Source organism: Fictibacillus barbaricus, assembly GCF_031457135.1.
Taxonomy (GTDB): domain Bacteria; phylum Bacillota; class Bacilli; order Bacillales; family Fictibacillaceae; genus Fictibacillus; species Fictibacillus barbaricus_A.
Window position 1 is genome coordinate 24,672 of sequence record NZ_JAVDWA010000007.1, and the last position, 19,246, is coordinate 43,917.

Here is a 19,246-nt window from a genome sequence, read left to right on the forward strand (position 1 = left end):
AAGGAGTGAAACGGGTTGAACGAAGAACATGCAAAGGAACGAATCCTGGAACTTCGGGAGCTTTTAGAAAAATATAATTACGAATATCATGTATTGGACAAACCGTCCGTACCTGATTCAGAATATGATCAGCTTTTGAAAGAACTGATTGAACTTGAAAATAACCACCCAGAACTTCACGATGAGCATTCACCTACTGTCCGTGTAGGTGGTGCTGTCTTGGATTTCTTTGAAAAAGTAGAACACACAGTTCCGATGCTGAGCCTTGGAAATGCGTTCAACGATCAAGACCTGCGTGATTTTGACCGCCGTGTGCGGGAGGGCGTTGGCGACAATGTAACCTATGTCGCTGAGCTGAAAATCGATGGTCTGGCGGTTTCGCTTACTTATGAAGATGGAAGATTCATTAGAGGAGCAACACGCGGGGACGGCACAATCGGGGAAGACATTACGAACAATTTAAAGACAATTCGTTCCATTCCTTTTAAGCTGAAAGAAAATGTAATGCTTGAAGTGCGCGGTGAAGCGTTTATGCCGAAGAAGTCCTTTCAGAAGCTAAACGAAAAGCGTGAAGAAGAAGGCCAGGAACTCTTTGCGAATCCAAGAAATGCAGCAGCAGGATCGCTGCGCCAGCTGGATCCGAAAATTGCAGCAAGCCGTAATCTCGATATCTTCTTGTATGGAGTAGGGGAGCTCGAAGGCCATTCGGTAGATTCTCATGATGAGAGTTTGAATTATTTAAGTAACCTTGGATTTAAAACAAACCCAGAGTGGAAAAAGTGCGGAAACATCGATGAAGTCATCGACTTTGTGAACGGATGGCAGGAAAAACGGCCAGACCTTCCGTATGAAATTGATGGCATTGTTATTAAAGTGAACTCCCTTTATCAGCAAGAAGAATTAGGTTTTACAGCGAAAAATCCCCGCTGGGCGATCGCTTACAAGTTTCCTGCTGAAGAAGTAGTCACAAAGCTTGAAGGCATCGAACTGAATGTTGGACGTACAGGTGTTGTTACACCAACTGCATTGCTTCAGCCCGTATTAGTAGCGGGAACGACAGTGAAGCGCGCTTCGCTACATAATGAAGACTTGATTCGCGAAAAAGATATTAAAATCGGCGATTATGTGGTCGTGAAAAAAGCGGGCGACATCATCCCGGAAGTCGTAAATGTCATTACAGAGCGCCGGACAGGTGACGAAACCGATTTTCATATGCCGACAGAGTGTCCAGAATGCGAAAGTCAGCTTGAACGTCTGGATGGGGAAGTAGCACTGCGCTGTTTAAACCCGCAATGTCCTGCCCAGATACGTGAAGGGTTCATTCACTTTGTATCGCGTAATGCCATGAATATTGACGGACTTGGTGAAAAGGTAGTCGCACAGCTTTTTAAAGAAAAGCTCATTAATAATGTTGCAGATTTGTACAAATTAGACCGTGATAAACTGTTAGAATTAGAACGCATGGGTGAAAAGTCTGCAGATAACCTGCTGGCTGCCATCGAAAAATCAAAAGATAACTCATTAGAGCGCCTGCTTTTTGGACTTGGGATCCGCCACGTAGGAGCGAAAGCAGCTAAGACGGTCGCACAGCGCTTTGAAACGATGGAAGCTCTTATGAATGCTGAAAAAGAAGAACTGCTCGCAGTTGAAGAAATCGGTGAAAAGATGGCCGAGTCAATTGTTCTTTATTTTTCAAAGCCAGAAGTAAAAGAACTGATGGACGAGCTGCGTAAACTTGGTGTCAACATGACGTACAAAGGGCCCAAGCTGGTTAAAGCAGAAGACTTAGACACGCCATTTGCAGGGAAAACAGTCGTGTTAACAGGCAAATTATCGATTTTAACGAGAAATGACGCAAAAGAAAAGCTGGAGCGCTTAGGAGCGAAAGTGACAGGAAGCGTTAGTAAAAATACAGATATGCTGATTGCCGGAGAAGATGCTGGATCGAAGCTGGATAAAGCAAAATCTCTTGGAATCGAAGTGTGGGATGAGCAGCAGCTGATTGATGAACTTAATAAATAAGATGAGCATGAGCTTAGCATAACTAGAGGAGTGTCCGTAATGATTAAACGGGTTAGCCTTCTATCCTTAAGTCTATTACTGCTTTTAACCGGCTGTTTTGGTAAAGACGAGCTGGAAAAAGAAGAAAAGGTTGTACAGGAGAAGGGGAAGAAAGACGAAAAAGCGATAATCACTGGAGAAATCAATACAGGGGAAAAGTATTACCGAAGCATTTTTCCTTTTGAACCAGGCGGTGCGCGTGGTGTTATTCGTTATGGTGTCGATAATCGGCTGGATATAAACGAATTTGAAATGGGCTTGATGCGTGTTGCTCAAGAAACGTTCAGTACAGATAAATACTTTTTTCAAGAAGGACAGTTTCTGAATGAATCAACCGTTACGAATTGGCTGAAAAGATCGAATGAAAAACCGAATAAAAGCAAAAGTGACTTTAACCAAAAAGGTCTAAACCCTGCATTAGATTCAAAAATTGATGAAAATAATATCAAAGGTATACTTGAAGCAAACAAGAAAGACCCGAAATATCTTTCTTATGTTTTGGAACATAACTATCTTGTGCAAAGCGGGGATGGAAAAGTTAAACTTGGCGGTGTAGTTGTAGGATTATCATTTAACTCCACTTACTACTATGAGGCAAGAGACAAACAAGGATTGATCTATCCTGGCCAGGTGAAGCTGGATCGCAGCAAGGTCAAGGATGAAGCGAAGAAAATAGCTGGTGAGGTCGCAAGCCGTCTGCGCTCAGACCCAAAACTGCAGGATGTTCCGATCGTGATTGCTTTTTATCAAGAGGAAGAACGTGATTCTGTAACACCAGGAAACTTTTTTGGAGCAGGTCTTGTAAAAAAGGGAAGCAGCAGTATCAGCTCATGGGAAGATGTTAATGAAGACTATGTACTGTTCCCATCAAGTGCTGCCTCTAAAAATAAACGAGATGATTATGAGAAGTTTAATACGTTCAAAGCGAAAGTGCAGGAATACTTCCCGAACTTTATCGGTGTCATTGGAAGAGGTTTCTACAAAGACGGTAAATTAGAACGGATGACTGTGGAGATTCCGGTTCAGTTCCGCGGTAAAGCAGAAATTATCTCCTTTACTCAATTTGTGGCTACCTCTGCTCTAGGAGAGCTGCCGAACGTTCCGATTGAGGTTTATATTAACTCAGCAATGGATGAGCCAGAAGCGTTAATCGTAAAAGACGACACGACACAGGACGAGCCGTTCGTGCATATTTATCGTAAATAATGATTTGTATAAGACCCGCTGAAGCGTTCAGCGGGTTTTTACATGCGGATGCTCGCTTTCCGCGAGGCGTGCGGTGAGCCACATTGGCGCTGCGCACCCTTAAGTGTCTCACCTGTCCCGCTGACCCCCAGGAGTCTCGCACCTTACTCTTCAATCAACTTGTCAATGAAGACTTTATACGAAAATGACCTATAAGCAATCAGAAAAGAGACTTTGGAAAATCAACTTCTGTTTCTGAAAATCTTAATAATCATTCATGAAGAAGAAAGAAGATGCACGGCGCTGGCTTTGTTTGAAAAACAAAGAATTCTGACTATTTCTGATTGTTTGAACAAAAGTAATGGATAATGTAGAATATACGTGGGTTAACCAATTTTGAAACCGCTTTAATAGGAGGGGGATATATTATGACACGTGAATACCGTCATGAACCATTTATGGATTTTTCAGTTCCTGCAAACAAGGAAGCTTATGAAAAAGGTTTAAAGCTAGTAAATTCTAACTTAGGTAAAGAATATCCGCTTGTTATCGGAAGTGAAAAAGTAACTACTGATGAAAAGATCGTTTCTATAAATCCAGCGAATAAAGAAGAAGTGATTGGATCCGTTTCCAAAGCTTCTCAAGATCATGCTGAACAAGCCATGCAAGCTGCTTTAACGGCATTCGAATCTTGGAAGAAGTGGGATCCTGAGCACCGTGCGAACATCTTGTTCCGTGCTGCAGCAATTATTCGCCGCCGTAAGTATGAGTTCTCTGCAATGCTTACAAAAGAAGCAGGTAAGCCATGGAGAGAAGCTGATGCTGATACAGCTGAAGCAATCGACTTCCTTGAATACTATGCTCGCCAAGCAATCAAGCTTAAGGCTGGTCAGCCAGTTGTAAGCCGTGATGGTGAAATCAACAAATTCAACTATATTCCATTAGGAGTAGGTATCGTTATCTCTCCATTTAACTTCCCGTTCGCGATCATGGCAGGTACAACTGTTGCAGCGATCGTTGGCGGTAACTCTGTACTTCTTAAGCCGGCTAACTCTACACCAGTAATTGCTGCAAAATTTGTAGAAGTTATGGAAGAAGCAGGTCTTCCTGCAGGCGTACTTAACTTTGTTCCAGGAAGCGGAGCAGAAATCGGTGACTACTTAGTAGACCACCCGAAAACTCGTTTCGTATCCTTCACAGGTTCTCGTGAAGTAGGCTGCCGCATTTATGAGCGTGCAGCGAAAGTACAGCCTGGTCAAATATGGCTGAAGCGTGTAATTGCTGAAATGGGCGGAAAAGACACAGTTGTTGTTGACCGTGATGCTGACCTTGAATTAGCAGCAAGCTCAATCGTTTACTCTGCATTCGGATTCTCTGGACAAAAATGTTCTGCTGGATCTCGTGCTGTTATCCATCAAGACGTATACGATGAAGTTTTAGAAAAAGCAGTAGCTTTAACAAAAACATTAACAATGGGAAGCCCGGAAGAAGTTGGCACATACATGGGGCCAGTAATCGACCAAGCTTCTTACAATAAAATCATGAAGTACATTGAAATCGGAAAAGAAGAAGGCCGTCTGATGACTGGTGGAGAAGGTGACGACTCTAAAGGTTACTTCATCCAGCCTACAATCTTTGCCGATGTAGATGAAAAAGCTCGTTTGATGCAAGAAGAAATCTTCGGACCAGTTGTAGCAGTATGTAAAGCACGTGACTTCGATCACATGATGGAAATCGCAAACAACACAGACTACGGTCTGACAGGAGCACTTCTTTCAAACAACCGTGAGAACATCGAGCGCGCGCGCGAAGAGTTCCATGTGGGTAACTTCTACATCAACCGTGGATGTACAGGTGCAATCGTTGGATATCAGCCATTCGGCGGATTCAACATGTCTGGAACTGACTCAAAAGCAGGCGGACCAGATTACCTAATCCTTCACATGCAAGCAAAAACAACTTCAGAAACACTTTAATTAGTTGATCGAAGCCTTTCCTCCAAATATGGAGGGAGGGCTTTTTTATGTGTTGATCATGATCAACGTACGTCTGCGGTGTCGAGTTTTGTGTGCTCGTGGTTATGTTACTCATTTTTGTGGGATTCACAGTAAAAAGTCTGGGATGAAGGTAAAAAAGTCTGGATTTATGAGAATAAAGTGTGGAAATATGAACGATACGTCGCCAAGTATGCCATTTAAGCAGAACAAGTGTCTGTCCTAAGCTTCTAAATCAGCTATTTTGTTCGATTATGGATGATTATTCGGCTTTCAGGAAACGTTAATCGTATAAATAGTGTGGAAAGCAGGTGTTTTAATGTCTGAAAAAAATAAGGAACCGAAAAAGAGCCAAGAAGTCGTTTTAGACGAAACAATGCCTCACCAGATTAGTTCGCCAGACTTTAAAGGAACTGGGATGAAGATGGAGGCGCCATTTGTTAACAAGCATGGCGTTGTGATAGGAGACAGTTTTTATGATTCACCAAATTCCCCTTTGAACAACTGGAGTACGGACATCGATCCTGAAATCATGTCAGGCGAGAATTGGGTTCATCCGACGAACGACATCGGCTGGAACACGAATCAAAACCGGGACCTCATCGAAAAAAAGATTCCGCCAAAAGAGGGCATGCTCAAGCACCCAATAAAAGACTCCAGCTATGGAAAAGACTAAACATCAGCAGCTTCGGATGTTTTTCTTTTTTATTTTTAAAACTGTGTAGTAAGATAAGCGTAAGAAAACACTTTATATCTGGAGGTTTACATGGCATACTACGCAGCAATTTTATATATGGAAAAACCGGAATTGAATCAAGAATATCGTCAGGCTCATCTGGATTACCTGGCAGTATTAGTTGAACAAGAAAAGGTTCACTTAAAAGGACCTTTTACTGACGGAACAGGCGGCATGGTCGTTTACAAAGCAGAATCATTGGCAGAAGCTCAAAAGCTTGCAGAAGAAGATCCATATGTTAAAGAAGGCGTTCGCCGATTAGAGCTTCATGAGTGGGGAATCTAAATGAAATGATAGAAAAGTTGGTTCTAGTGCTGAAATTAGCATGAAGTGAGCCAGCTTTTTTCTTTTTTTAGTACTCAAGAAAATAACTGCTTAACTAACGAGTTATATCCTCATTTTTGTTTACCTTTTTCTTATAATAAACCCATTTATAAATTCCAATAACAATCAAAATCACAAAAATCGGCCAAGTCACTTCTGGTATTAAAAACAAAAAATATACGACATCCGAATAGATCATGAGATCCAGAAAGCCAAGCAAAAATATCGTTAAAAAGATAAGTTGAATTTTATTATATACGAGGAATCCTTTAATATAAGATTTCCGCAGCCACTGCCACATAGGACCACTCCTTTTTTCTCTATCATACGATTACTATATAAAGAAAGTTTCTCCAATAAAAAAGTAAATCCTTTTATCCCCTAAGTTGCTTATACTGCGCGGTTTTTGTTATCATCAGAATAATACTTTGCAACAAGAAGTTTTGGAGGTGGCTTAGCTTGTCTCGAATATCGAAAGAACAAGTGAAACATGTGGCTCATTTAGCCAGGTTAGCGGTAACAGAAGAAGAGACCGAAATGCTGACCGAACAATTGGATAAAATCATTGGTTTTGCCGAAGAATTGAACGAACTCGACACTGAAAACGTGGAGCCGACTACACACGTTTTGGAGCTCAAGAATGTCCTTCGTGAAGATGAAGTTAGAAATTCAGTATCTGTTGATGAGGCGATGAAAAATGCGCCAGCACAAAGAGATGGACAATTTAAAGTTCCAAACATTTTAGAGTAGGAGGAACCACCGCGCATGTCGATTTTAGATAAAAAAATATCAGAACTTAATGAACTATTACATAAAAAAGAGCTTAGCGTATCAGATCTTGTAGATGCATCATTTGATCGCATTCATCAAGTTGACGATAAAGTAAAAGCCTTTTTGACACTTAACGAAGAATATAGCCGAATTAAAGCAAAGCAACTGGATGAAAAGCTTGTCTCTGGCGCAGACAGAGGACTGCTGTTCGGAATGCCGATTGGAATCAAGGACAACATCGTTACAAAAGGAATCCGCACCACTTGTGCATCCCGCATTTTAGAAAACTTTGAACCGATTTATGACGCGACTGTTGTAGAACGTTTATCAGCAGCTGACACAGTAACCATCGGAAAATTGAACATGGACGAATTTGCCATGGGTTCATCGAACGAAAACTCAGGATTCCATCCGACGTTTAACCCGTGGGATTTGTCATGTGTGCCAGGAGGATCATCAGGCGCGTCCGCAGCGTCCGTTTCTGCTGGAGAAGTTCTTTTTTCATTAGGATCTGATACAGGTGGTTCGATTCGTCAGCCGGCTGCATTTTGTGGTGTTGTCGGATTGAAACCGACTTACGGACTTGTTTCACGTTACGGATTAGTGGCGTTCGCATCTTCACTTGATCAGATCGGACCGATTACGAAAACCGTTGAAGACAATGCATACTTGCTTCAAGCGATTGCAGGGAACGATCCAATGGATTCAACGTCTGCAAAAGTGGATGTACCGGATTATCTCGCTTCTTTTACAGGTGATGTGAAAGGATTGAAGATTGCAGTTCCAAAAGAATACTTTGGTGAAGGTGTCGAAGCTGGCGTTAAGGAAAACGTGATGGCTGCATTAAAAGTTCTTGAAGGATTAGGGGCAACTTGGGAAGAAGTTTCCCTGCCGCATTCCAAATATGCCCTAGCGACGTATTACTTGCTTTCTTCATCAGAGGCTTCTGCCAACCTTTCCCGTTTTGACGGAGTTCGTTACGGACTGCGTTCAGACAACAGCAACAATCTGATCGATATGTACAAGCAATCGCGCAGTGAAGGTTTTGGGGAAGAGGTTAAGCGCCGTATTATGCTTGGAACTTTCGCTTTAAGCTCCGGCTACTATGACGCTTATTACAAAAAAGCGCAAAAAGTACGTACACTTATTAAAGAAGATTTTACAAACATCTTTGAAAAATATGATGTCATCATAGGGCCGACAACGCCGTCTGCATCATTTAAATGCGGTTCAATGGTAAAAGACCCTGTAACGATGTACATGAACGATATTTTAACGATTCCAGTGAACTTAGCGGGTGTACCGGCGATTTCCGTACCTTGCGGATTCTCTGACGGGCTTCCGACTGGACTTCAAATCATCGGTAAACACTTTGATGAGAAAACGATCTATCAAGTAGCACATGCGTTTGAACAAGCAACAGAACATCATAAGGCAAAGCCGAAGCTGTAGGGGGTGCAGAAAATGAGCGAATTTGAAACGATTATCGGTTTAGAAGTACATGTCGAGTTAAAAACAAACACAAAAATTTTCTGCGGCTGTTCTACAAACTTTGGTGCACCGCCTAACACGAATGTTTGTCCGATCTGTCTAGGACATCCTGGCGTTCTGCCGGTTGTGAACCATCAAGCCGTTGATTTTGCGATGCGTGCAGCATTGGCGCTTAACTGCGAAATCAATCGGGAAACGAAATTTGACCGCAAGAACTATTTTTATCCTGACAATCCGAAAGCCTATCAAGTATCACAGTTTGATAAGCCGATCGGGGAGCACGGATGGATTGAAATCGAAGTTGGCGGCAATAAGAAAAAAATCGGAATCACACGCATTCATATGGAAGAGGATGCAGGGAAACTGACACACACTGCAGACGGTTCACTCGTAGACCTTAACCGTCAGGGTACACCTCTTGTAGAGATTGTTTCCGAACCAGATATCAGAACGCCTGAAGAAGCGTATGCTTATTTAGAAAAATTAAAAGCGATCATCCAGTACACCGAAGTTTCTGATTGTAAGATGGAAGAAGGATCGTTGCGCTGTGATGCCAACATTTCCATTCGTCCAGTCGGACAAGAAGAGTTCGGAACGAAGGCAGAACTAAAGAACTTGAACTCGTTTGCGTTCGTTCAAAAAGGATTGGAGCACGAAGAAAAGCGTCAGCGCGAAGTCGTTTCAGCTGGAGGAGTAATTCTGCAAGAAACTCGCCGTTATGATGAAGCTACAAAAACAACAATCCTCATGCGTGTAAAAGAAGGCTCTGACGACTATCGCTATTTCCCTGAGCCTGACCTTGTATCCATTTTTATTGATGAAGAGTGGATGGATCGCGTAAAATCAGACATTCCGGAACTTCCGGATGCTCGCCAAAAGAGATATGTTGGGGAATTTGGACTTCCAGAATACGATGCAAAAGTACTGACAATTACAAAAGAGATGGCCGATTTCTTTGAAACAGCAATCGATGCCGGTGCCGATGCAAAACAAGCGTCAAACTGGATCATGGGTGAAGTAAGTGCATACTTGAACAACGAAGGCAAAGAGCTGAAGCAAACAGCATTAACAGCTGAAGGACTTGCCGGCATGATCAAGCTGATCGAAAACGGAACAATTTCGAATAAAATTGCGAAAACCGTATTTAAGGAACTGATCGAGAACGGTGGAGACGCAGAAAAAATCGTTAAGGAAAAAGGACTTGTCCAAATTTCTGACGAAGGCGCAATCCGCGAGATCGTCGTAAAAATTCTTGATGCGAACGAGCAATCTGTCGCTGATTATAAAGACGGAAAAGAAAAAGCAATCGGATTCCTAGTCGGCCAAGTCATGAAAGAAACAAAAGGAAAAGCAAACCCGCCGCTAGTAAACAAACTGATTGTGGAAGAATTGAAGAAAAGATAAAGAAAAATCCTCCCGAGTCTGGGAGGATTTTTTTTCACATGCTATACATTAATGGTAATATAAAGGGGATTATTTGTAAAAATATGGGGTGTATGAGATGACAATGATGTTATTACTGGGAATGATCGTAACGGTTTTTCTTTTGTTCGGAATAAATGCATGGACACCATCTGGAGTTGTGACAAAAATAGGAGATAGATTTAAAGGAAGCAAGGTTTCTACAAATGTATGGGTGTCAGGGGCGGTTATGTTTGTAATGAATGGGCTTTTATTTGCTATAGCGTTTCTGATTTTTTTTACTATCCCATTCGGCATGATGCTGGGGCTGCTAATTTGTATTCCGCTTAGTATTTTTGTTTGGCTTGTTTTTTCAGTAACCTGGCAAGGTACATATAAGGATAAAGTTAAGATGTCTTTTATCGGTAATTCCTTTTTTATCTTTTTCATTGGCTGGGTCATTTGGCAGTTTATGAGGATAGAGCAGATGTATCCGGATGAAGATAATTTCATGGCCTGGATCGGTACACTAGTTGCGATAATCGGTAGTCTAGGTGCGTTGAGCGTTAGTACATTTGTTATTTTAAATAAAAGATAACCATAAGAACTAAGGCTGACGGTAAGTTTTTTAAAGACTATTAAAAGCTGCGGGGTTACTCCGGCAGCTTTTAATAGTTGTAGCTCGCTTGTTTTTGATAGTTTTCAATTTCATATTCTTTGATGTTGACCACATTGGCGGAGACGAAGTGATTGTTTCCGATGTTTACGAGCTGTGGTGGATATAGAGGTTTTTCGGGCAGTATGATTGGTTCTCTGAATGGATTTCTGCGCTCAGGATCTGCAACTGGAATGGAAGCTAACAGTGATTTTGTGTACGGATGAATTGGATTTCGGAACAGTTCATCTTTAGGTGCTAATTCAATTAAATGGCCAAGATACATAACGGCTACACGGTCACTCATATAGTGCACAACTCCTAAGTCATGCGAGATGAATAGATACGTAAGATTCAATTCCTTCTGCAGATCTTTCAATAAATTGAGTACTTGAGCTTGAACAGACACATCCAATGCAGAAACTGGCTCATCCGCAATAATGAATTTCGGTTCCAGCATGAGAGCGCGGGCGATTCCGACCCTTTGACGCTGCCCCCCTGAAAATTCATGAATCGTTTTGTGATAGGATGTTTTTGGAAGTCCTACTTTTTCAAGCATGCTGTAAGCTTTTTCGGTCCGCTCTTGTTTCGTTCCTATTTTTTGAATAGATAAGGGTTCTTCTAGAATTTCTCCAACCTTTAAGCGGGGGCTCAATGATTCGTATGGATCTTGGAAAATCATTTGAATTTCTTTTCGTAAAGGTCTTAATTTGTTTTCATTTAATTTTGTGATGTCGCGGTTATCAAACCAAATGTTACCGTGCACAGGTCTATATAGACGCATAAGGGTTCGGCCTAATGTTGTTTTCCCTGAACCGGATTCCCCGACTACTCCGAGTGTTTCACCTGAAAAAATATCGAGAGAAACACCGTCCACTGCCTTAAGGATACCCGTTGAGTCTTCAAAATACTTTGCTAAATTCTGTACACTCAATAATGGATTAGCCAATGGCGACTACCTCGCTTTCTGTAAACACACGTACATAATGATCAGGTTCCACTTCAACAAGTGCTGAAGGAGCATGGAATACTTTGCTCTCAGATGAAAACATCTCAGGTGCGAACGGTCTGCCTTCGAATCCAGCATTGTCAAACGCGTAATCCTGAATCGTTTTGAGGCGTTTATCTCCCTCTTCCGGGTTCGGTATACTCCCAATTAATGCTTTTGTATAGGGATGAACCGGATTTTTAAAAATCGTAAAAACATCTGCAGACTCCACAATATGCCCGCCGAACATGACATACACCCAGTCCGCATATTCAGCAACGACACCGAAATCGTGTGTAATCATTAAAACGGATGCATCATGGTTATCTTTATAAGAATTGATTAAATCCAGCACTTGCCTCTGAATAGTTACATCGAGTGAAGTGGTAGGCTCATCTGCAATAATGAGCTGAGGTTTGCAGGAAATCGCCATTGCAATTTGAATCCGTTGTTTCATCCCGCCAGACAGTTGGTCCGGATATTGGTTATAGACAAAAGCGGGGTTGTTAAAGCCAACGTTTTTCAAGAGATTAAGAGCTTCAGATTTTAAATCTGATTTAGGCATCAGCTTATGATATTTTAGCCCTTCTGTAATTTGAACACCAACCTTCATGCCGGGATTAAGCAAAGCGATCGCATCCTGAAAAATCATGGAGACTTCATTGCCTCTCAGTTTTTTCATTTCTTTTTCGGTTAATTTTACAATGTCCTGGTTTTTAAAATAAATTTCTCCATTTTCAATTCTTCCATTTGAAGGAAGGAGCTGCAGAACAGAGAGGGAGGAGATGCTTTTTCCTGATCCGGATTCACCGATTAAGGCAACGGTTTGATTTTTTTTAACATCAAGGCTGACATCTGATACAGCAGTAAATTTATTTTTTTTATCGCCAAATGAAATTTTCAGGTTCTTAATTTTCAGCACATTATCATCCAATATTCTTCACCTCTTTTACAATTTTTTAATGTCAACTGAATTTTGTATACCTCGAATCATGAGATTAATAGCGAAAATAGTTACGGCAAAGAAAGCGAGCGGATATAAGATAACCCAAGGCGTCAATCGCATTTTACTATAGGACATTCCAATGATTCCCGCCCATTCTCCTTCTAATGGTATTGTAAAAGGAGTGGGTGAAAGAGGATCTCCTACCATAAGTGTCATTGATCCCCCTATGAATATGGCAAGTACACCTAAGTGTGCAAGAAGAATAAGAGATTGAATCATTTGCTGGGCAAAGACAAGAACTAATCTAGTTGTAAGCTCTGGCAGGACATGTTTGTAATATACATAGGTTTTTTTAGAACCTAGCGCGATGGTGCTTACAATATAATCTTTCTTTAATAGTGTGCTGATTTCTTTAGAAAAAGTGGAGATCAGCGGCAGTACACCAATTAATATGAGAATGAGGCACTGCAATATAATTAATTTTATAGAACTCATCGGTTGTATGGATTGCCTTGCGATCAACGAAGTCATCAGCATGTAAGCCAAGATTGTTCCTGGAATGTACAGGGTAGCCTGGACGAGATCATCTAAGTATGTAAATTTCGGTTTCGGGTTTAACAAGGCAATGATTACCGAGAGAAGAACTCTGAAAAAGGCAATTCCAAGAGCAATAAGGATGGTGTATTTTGCCCCGTCTATGATTTGATAGAACAAATTTTTTCCTGTTGAATCAGTACCGAATGGCGGTTCATCCGATGGCTTAAACGGAGGAACACCAATCATAATACCTTTATCATTGTATTTATAAGGCATCAGTTCAAGCGACTTTTCTTTGTTAACATCTAATAGAGCCGGCCAATTATAGCTGAAAAAGAGCAGACCTGTAATAAATAATAATCCGATTAAAAACTGCGGCTGTTTAAATGCCTTTAAAATCATTTTATTACTCCTGAATTCCGACTTTTTACTTCAAAAGAATTTTGAATACCTCGGATCATAAGATTCATAGCAAAAATGGTTACTGCAAAGAAAGCTAGCGGAAAAAGAACAGCCCAAGGAGTAACTTGTAATTTGGCAAAAGACATACCAATAATTCCCGCCCATTCTCCTTCAATTGGAATTGGAAATGGAATCGGCTCAAGAGGCTCTCCCATAAAAAGCGTGACAGAGCCGCCTATAAATACAGCAAGTACCCCCAGGTGGGCGAGCAGAATAAGAGATTGAATCATTTGCTGCGCAAAAACCAACACCAATTTTTCCGTAAGCTCCGGAAGGACATGTTTGTAATAGACATAAGTCTTTTTCGATCCCAATGCGATCGTGCTGACGATGTAATCTTTATTTAAGAGAGAGTTAATCTCATTAGAAAAAGTGGAGATCAAAGGAAGTACACCAATCATAATTAAAATAAAGAATTGCATAATGATTAATTTTGTAGAGCTCATCGGCTCCATTGCTTGTTTTGAAAATAATGCAGTCATCAGCATGTACGCCAAAATGGTGCCCGGAATATAAAGTGTAGCTTGAACGAGATCATCCAAATAGCTAATCTTAGATTTCGGGCTGTACAAGGCGATGACTACGGAAACAAAAACCCTGAAGAAGGCAATTCCAAATGCAATAAGTATCGTGTATTTTGCGCCGTCTATGATTTGATAAAACAGATTTTTCCCTGCAACATCTGTACCAAAGGGAGGTACATCTGAAGGCTTAAACGGGGGAACGGCTATTACAGTTCCTTCATCATTGTATTTATTAGTTAAGAGCTCAAGCGACTTTTCTTTATTTACATCGAATATTGCTGGCCAATGATAACTGAAAATAAGGAGAACCAATATGAAAAGGAATCCGAACAAAAATGACGGCTGCATGAATGTTTTTAAGATCATGCGGCTTCTTCTCTTTCTTGCCTATTGGCTGAACCCGCATAGCTTTCTACAAGTTCAAATACTAATGAAAAAGGCAATGCAAGTATAAGAGCCGTCACGACGAATGCAACACCCCGCGAATAAAGAAAAGCGATCATGAAGCCATTTAAGTTGAAAACATATTCCACAATAAAAAGATTGGAGAGCATGAATACGAAAATGGATTTGTAATACTGGAACAAGCTTGTGATGATATTTCTGAACACATGTCTCAATGTAATGTACAAACGGCCAAGCCCCATTGCTTTAGCAACTGTAACATATGGCTTATCCTGTTCTTCTTTCATCAATAAGAGCGTCATCTTGAATAATTGGATCGTCGGTAAAATGGAAAGTGTAATGATCGGAAGCAAATAAATCGGTTTATTAAAGAACATCGTTACATCAGCAACCAGCCAGCCTGTTCTCTTGAAGATATAAATAACAGAGACTTGAAGAGCAACAGCGATAAATAAATCGGGTAAAGACTCAAATAAAGTTAAAAACCCAAATATCAAACGCTGAATGAACTTTGGCAGCAGGGTTGTGACAAATGTTAGAATCATTGCAATGATTAATCCAATAAATAATGATGCAAAGAAAATGGTCATGGAGTATTTATACTTATCAAAGATATCAGGGAACAGACTGAACTCAATATTATCAATAGAAAAAGCCCAAGCCTTTGCCGTCAGCATGGAATTGTAACCAATCAAAAGAGGAGGCAAAATGCTGATGATTAAAATACCGAATACAATCGATCTGATCCTGAGTAAATAACGTTTTAGAGAAAACTTCATTGGACACCTCATCTCAAAAATTATTAGAAAATTCGGATTGTAATAATTGTAAAATATTTGTAATAAAAATGGAAGTGAAAAGGATGTCTTATTTTGGGAATTTTATTTATCGATGTTATTATTTTGTGCATCAGGTGTCGGAATTTGTAGAAGAGCCTATATTGGGAGAATTAGATTTCATTGAGGCTATTTAACTGAAGCGAGAGTCGAGAACAAAAAAAGACCCTTAAAATGATGATTCAAATCACTTTAAGGGCATATTTCATTTAAAATATATTTAAAAGTGGAAGCAAGATAACTTGATTTACGATGTGCAACGCCATGTGGGACAGCATTGCGTATTCCAGTCCTTTTTTCCAATAAAGATAGCCAAAAAGGCAGCCGAGTACCCCATTTAAAACAAATGCACGGGTGATCAGTATAGGTGTAAGTTCTCCGTATAGCTTCTCAGTTGCTGGCAAGTGGCCTGCTGAAAATAGAAGGGCTGCCACAATTAATCCTACCCAAAAAAATGCGTTAGGAAGATCACCATTTTTCTTTTTAAACAGAACAGCAAGAATCCAAACAATCAATGTCATGAGGAACAATCGAAGCAACACTTCTTCCACAATCCCACCGTAAAGAACGCCGCCAAACAATGCTTTCCACCAGATAACGTTTTCTCCGTTCCCGAGCTTTGGAATATGAGGCTGAAAAATAAGAAAATCTGCTAAAATCATAAATACGGCTCCAATCACACCGCCGAGGACTGCTAATTTTACACCCGAACGGTCGATTACGGGTTTCTTTTTTTCCGTGAGCCACGTTTTAATGATTGGAAGAGTAAGGCCCGTGCGACTTGTTAATGTAAGTCCGATCCAGCTAAGAACGGTTGTCAGGATACCTATTTGAATCGTGGCCGCGATACCAGCAACTGTTATTGAAACGGGGATACTGTTAATCATTTTCGTGTATTCGGCTTCACCTAACGAAATCCTAAGAGCTTCGAGCTGGTACGGGAAAACGAACGCACCTGCAATCAAGCCAAGTAAACCAAGAAATAGTGCAATTTTTAGATGTTTCATAGAGTGAACCTCCATTTTTCTGTTCATTAATTAGTCTTCTATTTTTAAAATATTATTTCTAAGCCAGTTTATGCCGTCCGTAACAAATTCCTTTGTTGGGTTAGAATGCGGTGTATGTTCAAGCACCCAAAAAAGGTCAGGGCACGTTTCAAGAAAAGTAAGGAGTTCTTGAATGGGAAAATGCACGCCATCGGTTTCATGAGAAGGATGGATCGGAACCCATATGTATTTGTCTTCCGTAAACTCGATGTTATGTAAATGAACCACCTTAATATGGTCTTTCCACTTTTGGATCATGGATAAAGCTGATTCGCAATCTGCTAAAAGATAATCACCAATGTCGATGCAAAGTTTTAAACCATACTTTTCCCACACTTCTAAAGGAAATTGATCTAAATACTGAATGCCTTTAGGGGATTTCCATAATCCTAACTTAGGTTCACAAACGATTTGTATTCCATATTCAGATTGAAGCTTTAATAAACGCTGTAAGCCTTCTTCAATTTGTTTTGCGGGATTGAGAGTTTCATCCTGAAAATACGGAAAATGAACAAGGATGTACTGAGCACCATAATCAGCCATACGTTTCACTTCATTTTCAAACTGAATCCAAGCTTCTTCCGGTTTGTGTTGAAATTCTTCGAGCAAATCATACTTACTCCCCGTCCGCAAAAGGGGTGAATGCAGTCCAAATGTTTTGTTGTGCTGTTGGACTAGCTGTAAAAAAGTTTGAAAAGCTTGTTCGTTTTCAAATTCACCGATTTCGATGTGTTCGATGTTTTTTGTGAAAAGTTCATTGAGTCGGGAAGTATCAGACATTATAGTGCTGCCAGAAATGGCTAGCGTATGTGACATGTAATCACTCCTTTTATGAAAATAATTGCACAAAAAAAGACAGGAATGGAATCCCGCCTTAGAATCCGCCACCGCTTCCATTATGGTTGTTGCGCATGGCATTTACTCTTGCAGCTGCATTGTTGATCTGATTTTGTTCACTAACGTATTGTTCAGGAGTGTGGTCCAGGTTAAATGGCTTGTTGCGTCTTTTTGCTCTCCAATTTAGAAAAGCCGCCAGAAGAATAACTAAAACGAGCGGGGAAAAGAGAATCAGCCAAAGCATATCAGCACCTCCAAAAATGGTTTCAATACTCTAGTAAACCTATGAAATTATGTTTTAAATATGCTTAAAAAGAAGTAAGTCATCGACAAAACGGCCTTCTAAATAAAATTCTTCTACAAGCCTGCCTTGCTCTTGATAGCCGCATTTCTTATAAAAGCGAATGGCTTTTTCATTACACGACAACACGCGTAAAGAAAGCTTTCGTTTACCGTTGTCACGAGCTACCTCTTCAACAACACGCATGAGCTCGAAGCCAATATTCTGTCCTTGAAAATCAGGGTGCACTGCCATGGCTAAATCGGCAACATGCTGGTTCGTTGGGAGCGGTGTAGCATCTTGAAAAAAGATGTAGCCGCAAACTTTACCGTTGCATCGTGCAACAAGCTGTGAGCCAGCAGGGTGGCGCTTGCCGTAATCCTCAGGTGAGTCCCAACGTATGTCAGGGCTAGGTGTTGTCGTTAAATTCCATACAAGGTGGTCAATCTCTATAAGACCTGCGTAGTCTGCAGGGGTAGATAATGAAATTTCAATCGTCGTTTTTTCCATCATACACTCTCCTTACCTAGAAAATTCCATATATAGACACGAAAATCCTTTATTCGATCCAAAGTGAAGGGTTTTTAGAATGGACTGGGGTCTGTCCCGGGTCTGACCCGGGACAGACCCCAGTCAATTTAGACACAATTTAAACACATTTGGAAGTTAGATACAGCTTTGCTTTTTATGGGACGAATCCTTATAATATAAGAAGAATTGACACAAGCAGTCCATCAGGGGCTGTTTTTTGCGGTTATACAGGGAAAGATTTAGGTTAAAACTTTTATTAGAAGTCAAATGACGAAGGTGAACATATGAAACGAGCAAGACTGATTTACAATCCGAGTTCCGGACGAGAAACAGTAAAAAAACAACTTCCATATATATTAAATAGACTTGAAAATGCAGGTTATGAAACTTCTTGCCATGCGACTACACCAGAAGAAGGCTGTGCAACTCGTGCAGCAAAATCAGCCGGTGAGCGTGGTTTTGATCTAGTAATTGCAGCTGGTGGAGATGGAACAATCTATGAAGTCATAAATGGTTTAGCAGGTCTAGAGAATCGACCGATGCTAGGAATCATCCCAGCAGGGACTACAAATGACTTCGCACGAGCAGTTGGTGTACCGCGTACGATTGAAGGAGCGTGTGACGTACTATGCGGCGGTGTGGATATGCCAGTCGACATTGGGAAAGTAAACGACAGATATTTCATTAACATTGCCGGCGGGGGACGCATTACAGAGCTTACTTATGAAGTGCCGAGCAGACTGAAAACCATGATTGGACAGCTAGCATATTTCCTTAAAGGGATTGAAATGCTTCCATCGATCCGACCAACATATGTTGAGATTGAATTTGATGGACAAGATAAATACGAAGGCGAAATCATGCTCTTTTTAGTAGCGAATACGAACTCTGTCGGCGGTTTTGAAAAGCTGGCACCGGCATCTGAATTCCACGATGGTCTTTTCGATGTAGTGATTTTAAAGAAAACGAACCTCGCTGAATTTGTTCGTATTGCATCGCTTGCGATCCGAGGAGAGCACATTCACGATGCTCACGTGATTTACAAAAAAGCGAAGCGTGTAAAAGTTACGCCACGTGAAAAAATGCAGATCAACCTGGATGGAGAGCTGGGCGGCATATTGCCAGGCGAATTTGAAAACCTGCACCACCATTTCCAGCTTCTCGTACCAAAGGAAAGAATCAAATCCTAATACAAATATAGAAGAACGAACACCTTGGCAATTAAGCTTAAGGTGT

20 protein-coding genes are annotated in these 19,246 nt (G+C 40.8%); 10 read left to right on the forward strand and 10 right to left on the reverse strand.

All coding sequences use genetic code 11. The features are described from left to right. Positions 1–15 precede the first annotated feature (15 nt). From ligA to J2X07_RS16235, 5 genes are all read left to right on the forward strand, one after another. Positions 16–2,022 carry an NAD-dependent DNA ligase LigA gene (gene ligA / locus J2X07_RS16215; RefSeq protein WP_310261043.1) on the forward strand — a complete coding sequence of 669 codons (2,007 nt, stop codon included), beginning with the start codon at positions 16–18 and terminating at the stop codon, positions 2,020–2,022. A gap of 39 nt (positions 2,023–2,061) precedes the next feature. Beyond that, positions 2,062–3,267 (forward strand): CamS family sex pheromone protein, encoded by a 1,206-nt coding sequence (locus J2X07_RS16220; protein ID WP_310261046.1) that lies wholly within the window; start codon positions 2,062–2,064, stop codon positions 3,265–3,267. 407 nt (positions 3,268–3,674) lie between these two features. Continuing rightward, positions 3,675–5,222: an L-glutamate gamma-semialdehyde dehydrogenase gene (gene pruA / locus J2X07_RS16225; protein WP_310261050.1), complete on the forward strand. Its 1,548-nt coding sequence runs from the start codon at positions 3,675–3,677 to the stop codon at positions 5,220–5,222. 337 nt (positions 5,223–5,559) lie between these two features. Beyond that, entirely contained in the window at positions 5,560–5,916 is a 357-nt protein-coding gene (locus tag J2X07_RS16230; protein ID WP_310261052.1) for a DUF3905 domain-containing protein, read from the forward strand. Positions 5,917–6,006: 90 nt separating this feature from the next. Beyond that, complete coding sequence (locus J2X07_RS16235; protein ID WP_310261054.1) at positions 6,007–6,261, forward strand: YciI family protein; 255 nt, start codon at positions 6,007–6,009, stop codon at positions 6,259–6,261. Between the two features lie 94 nt (positions 6,262–6,355). Here the strand turns inward: J2X07_RS16235 and J2X07_RS16240 are convergent, their stop codons facing one another. Continuing rightward, positions 6,356–6,601 (reverse strand): hypothetical protein, encoded by a 246-nt coding sequence (locus J2X07_RS16240; RefSeq protein WP_310261056.1) that lies wholly within the window; start codon positions 6,599–6,601, stop codon positions 6,356–6,358. Positions 6,602–6,759: 158 nt separating this feature from the next. On the opposite strand from J2X07_RS16240, the gene gatC reads away from it, so the two are divergent. The 4 genes from gatC (at position 6,760) to J2X07_RS16260 (ending at position 10,561) form a co-directional block, all read left to right on the forward strand. Next, the gene (gatC, locus tag J2X07_RS16245) at positions 6,760–7,050 is read left to right on the forward strand and encodes an Asp-tRNA(Asn)/Glu-tRNA(Gln) amidotransferase subunit GatC (RefSeq protein WP_310261059.1); all 291 of its coding nucleotides are present in this window, start codon (positions 6,760–6,762) and stop codon (positions 7,048–7,050) included. A gap of 15 nt (positions 7,051–7,065) precedes the next feature. Further along, positions 7,066–8,523 carry an Asp-tRNA(Asn)/Glu-tRNA(Gln) amidotransferase subunit GatA gene (gatA, locus tag J2X07_RS16250; protein WP_310261062.1) on the forward strand — a complete coding sequence of 486 codons (1,458 nt, stop codon included), beginning with the start codon at positions 7,066–7,068 and terminating at the stop codon, positions 8,521–8,523. A gap of 12 nt (positions 8,524–8,535) precedes the next feature. Next, on the forward strand, positions 8,536–9,966 hold the full coding sequence (gene gatB / locus J2X07_RS16255; protein ID WP_310261065.1) for an Asp-tRNA(Asn)/Glu-tRNA(Gln) amidotransferase subunit GatB: 1,431 nt from the start codon (positions 8,536–8,538) through the stop codon (positions 9,964–9,966). A gap of 97 nt (positions 9,967–10,063) precedes the next feature. After that, positions 10,064–10,561: a hypothetical protein gene (locus J2X07_RS16260; protein ID WP_310261068.1), complete on the forward strand. Its 498-nt coding sequence runs from the start codon at positions 10,064–10,066 to the stop codon at positions 10,559–10,561. 70 nt (positions 10,562–10,631) lie between these two features. Here J2X07_RS16260 and J2X07_RS16265 read toward each other — a convergent pair whose 3' ends face one another. The 9 genes from J2X07_RS16265 to J2X07_RS16305 form a co-directional block, all read right to left on the reverse strand. Then, positions 10,632–11,567 (reverse strand): ABC transporter ATP-binding protein, encoded by a 936-nt coding sequence (locus tag J2X07_RS16265; protein WP_310261071.1) that lies wholly within the window; start codon positions 11,565–11,567, stop codon positions 10,632–10,634. Further along, positions 11,560–12,540, reverse strand: coding sequence for an ABC transporter ATP-binding protein (locus J2X07_RS16270; RefSeq protein WP_310261074.1), 981 nt, complete (start codon positions 12,538–12,540; stop codon positions 11,560–11,562). The genes J2X07_RS16265 and J2X07_RS16270 overlap by 8 nt, the downstream gene beginning before the upstream one ends. Positions 12,541–12,555: 15 nt before the next feature. Then, the gene (locus tag J2X07_RS16275) at positions 12,556–13,491 is read right to left on the reverse strand and encodes a hypothetical protein (RefSeq protein WP_310261076.1); all 936 of its coding nucleotides are present in this window, start codon (positions 13,489–13,491) and stop codon (positions 12,556–12,558) included. Beyond that, complete coding sequence (locus tag J2X07_RS16280) at positions 13,488–14,441, reverse strand: hypothetical protein (protein WP_310261079.1); 954 nt, start codon at positions 14,439–14,441, stop codon at positions 13,488–13,490. Before J2X07_RS16280 ends, J2X07_RS16275 begins: the two co-directional genes overlap by 4 nt. Then, a complete protein-coding gene (locus J2X07_RS16285) occupies positions 14,438–15,259 on the reverse strand; it encodes an ABC transporter permease subunit (protein ID WP_310261082.1) in 822 nt (273 codons plus the stop codon). The genes J2X07_RS16280 and J2X07_RS16285 overlap by 4 nt, the downstream gene beginning before the upstream one ends. A 266-nt stretch (positions 15,260–15,525) precedes the next feature. Continuing rightward, entirely contained in the window at positions 15,526–16,323 is a 798-nt protein-coding gene (locus J2X07_RS16290) for a CPBP family glutamic-type intramembrane protease (protein ID WP_310261084.1), read from the reverse strand. A 30-nt stretch (positions 16,324–16,353) separates the two neighbouring features. Next, positions 16,354–17,178, reverse strand: a complete 825-nt coding sequence (locus J2X07_RS16295; RefSeq protein ID WP_310261088.1) for a sugar phosphate isomerase/epimerase family protein — start codon at positions 17,176–17,178, stop codon at positions 16,354–16,356. Positions 17,179–17,236: 58 nt separating this feature from the next. Beyond that, positions 17,237–17,443: a hypothetical protein gene (locus J2X07_RS16300; protein ID WP_310261090.1), complete on the reverse strand. Its 207-nt coding sequence runs from the start codon at positions 17,441–17,443 to the stop codon at positions 17,237–17,239. 54 nt (positions 17,444–17,497) lie between these two features. Next, on the reverse strand, positions 17,498–17,992 hold the full coding sequence (locus tag J2X07_RS16305; protein ID WP_310261093.1) for a GNAT family N-acetyltransferase: 495 nt from the start codon (positions 17,990–17,992) through the stop codon (positions 17,498–17,500). A 302-nt stretch (positions 17,993–18,294) separates the two neighbouring features. Between J2X07_RS16305 and J2X07_RS16310 the strand changes: the two genes are divergently transcribed. Continuing rightward, a complete protein-coding gene (locus J2X07_RS16310) occupies positions 18,295–19,200 on the forward strand; it encodes a diacylglycerol kinase (protein ID WP_310261096.1) in 906 nt (301 codons plus the stop codon). Positions 19,201–19,246: the final 46 nt, after the last annotated feature.

What these genes read in the sequence shown, in the direction of transcription:
- J2X07_RS16285 (WP_310261082.1), bottom strand. Translation starts at nt 15,259, where the DNA reads ATGAAGTTTTCTCTAAAACGTTATTTACTCAGGATCAGATCGATTGTA.
- pruA (WP_310261050.1), top strand. Translation starts at nt 3,675, where the DNA reads ATGACACGTGAATACCGTCATGAACCATTTATGGATTTTTCAGTTCCT.
- J2X07_RS16230 (WP_310261052.1), top strand. Translation starts at nt 5,560, where the DNA reads ATGTCTGAAAAAAATAAGGAACCGAAAAAGAGCCAAGAAGTCGTTTTA.
- J2X07_RS16305 (WP_310261093.1), bottom strand. Translation starts at nt 17,992, where the DNA reads ATGATGGAAAAAACGACGATTGAAATTTCATTATCTACCCCTGCAGAC.
- gatB (WP_310261065.1), top strand. Translation starts at nt 8,536, where the DNA reads ATGAGCGAATTTGAAACGATTATCGGTTTAGAAGTACATGTCGAGTTA.
- gatA (WP_310261062.1), top strand. Translation starts at nt 7,066, where the DNA reads ATGTCGATTTTAGATAAAAAAATATCAGAACTTAATGAACTATTACAT.
- J2X07_RS16220 (WP_310261046.1), top strand. Translation starts at nt 2,062, where the DNA reads ATGATTAAACGGGTTAGCCTTCTATCCTTAAGTCTATTACTGCTTTTA.
- J2X07_RS16290 (WP_310261084.1), bottom strand. Translation starts at nt 16,323, where the DNA reads ATGAAACATCTAAAAATTGCACTATTTCTTGGTTTACTTGGCTTGATT.
- J2X07_RS16295 (WP_310261088.1), bottom strand. Translation starts at nt 17,178, where the DNA reads ATGTCACATACGCTAGCCATTTCTGGCAGCACTATAATGTCTGATACT.
- J2X07_RS16310 (WP_310261096.1), top strand. Translation starts at nt 18,295, where the DNA reads ATGAAACGAGCAAGACTGATTTACAATCCGAGTTCCGGACGAGAAACA.
- J2X07_RS16240 (WP_310261056.1), bottom strand. Translation starts at nt 6,601, where the DNA reads ATGTGGCAGTGGCTGCGGAAATCTTATATTAAAGGATTCCTCGTATAT.
- J2X07_RS16235 (WP_310261054.1), top strand. Translation starts at nt 6,007, where the DNA reads ATGGCATACTACGCAGCAATTTTATATATGGAAAAACCGGAATTGAAT.
- J2X07_RS16275 (WP_310261076.1), bottom strand. Translation starts at nt 13,491, where the DNA reads ATGATTTTAAAGGCATTTAAACAGCCGCAGTTTTTAATCGGATTATTA.
- J2X07_RS16280 (WP_310261079.1), bottom strand. Translation starts at nt 14,441, where the DNA reads ATGATCTTAAAAACATTCATGCAGCCGTCATTTTTGTTCGGATTCCTT.
- J2X07_RS16300 (WP_310261090.1), bottom strand. Translation starts at nt 17,443, where the DNA reads ATGCTTTGGCTGATTCTCTTTTCCCCGCTCGTTTTAGTTATTCTTCTG.
- J2X07_RS16260 (WP_310261068.1), top strand. Translation starts at nt 10,064, where the DNA reads ATGACAATGATGTTATTACTGGGAATGATCGTAACGGTTTTTCTTTTG.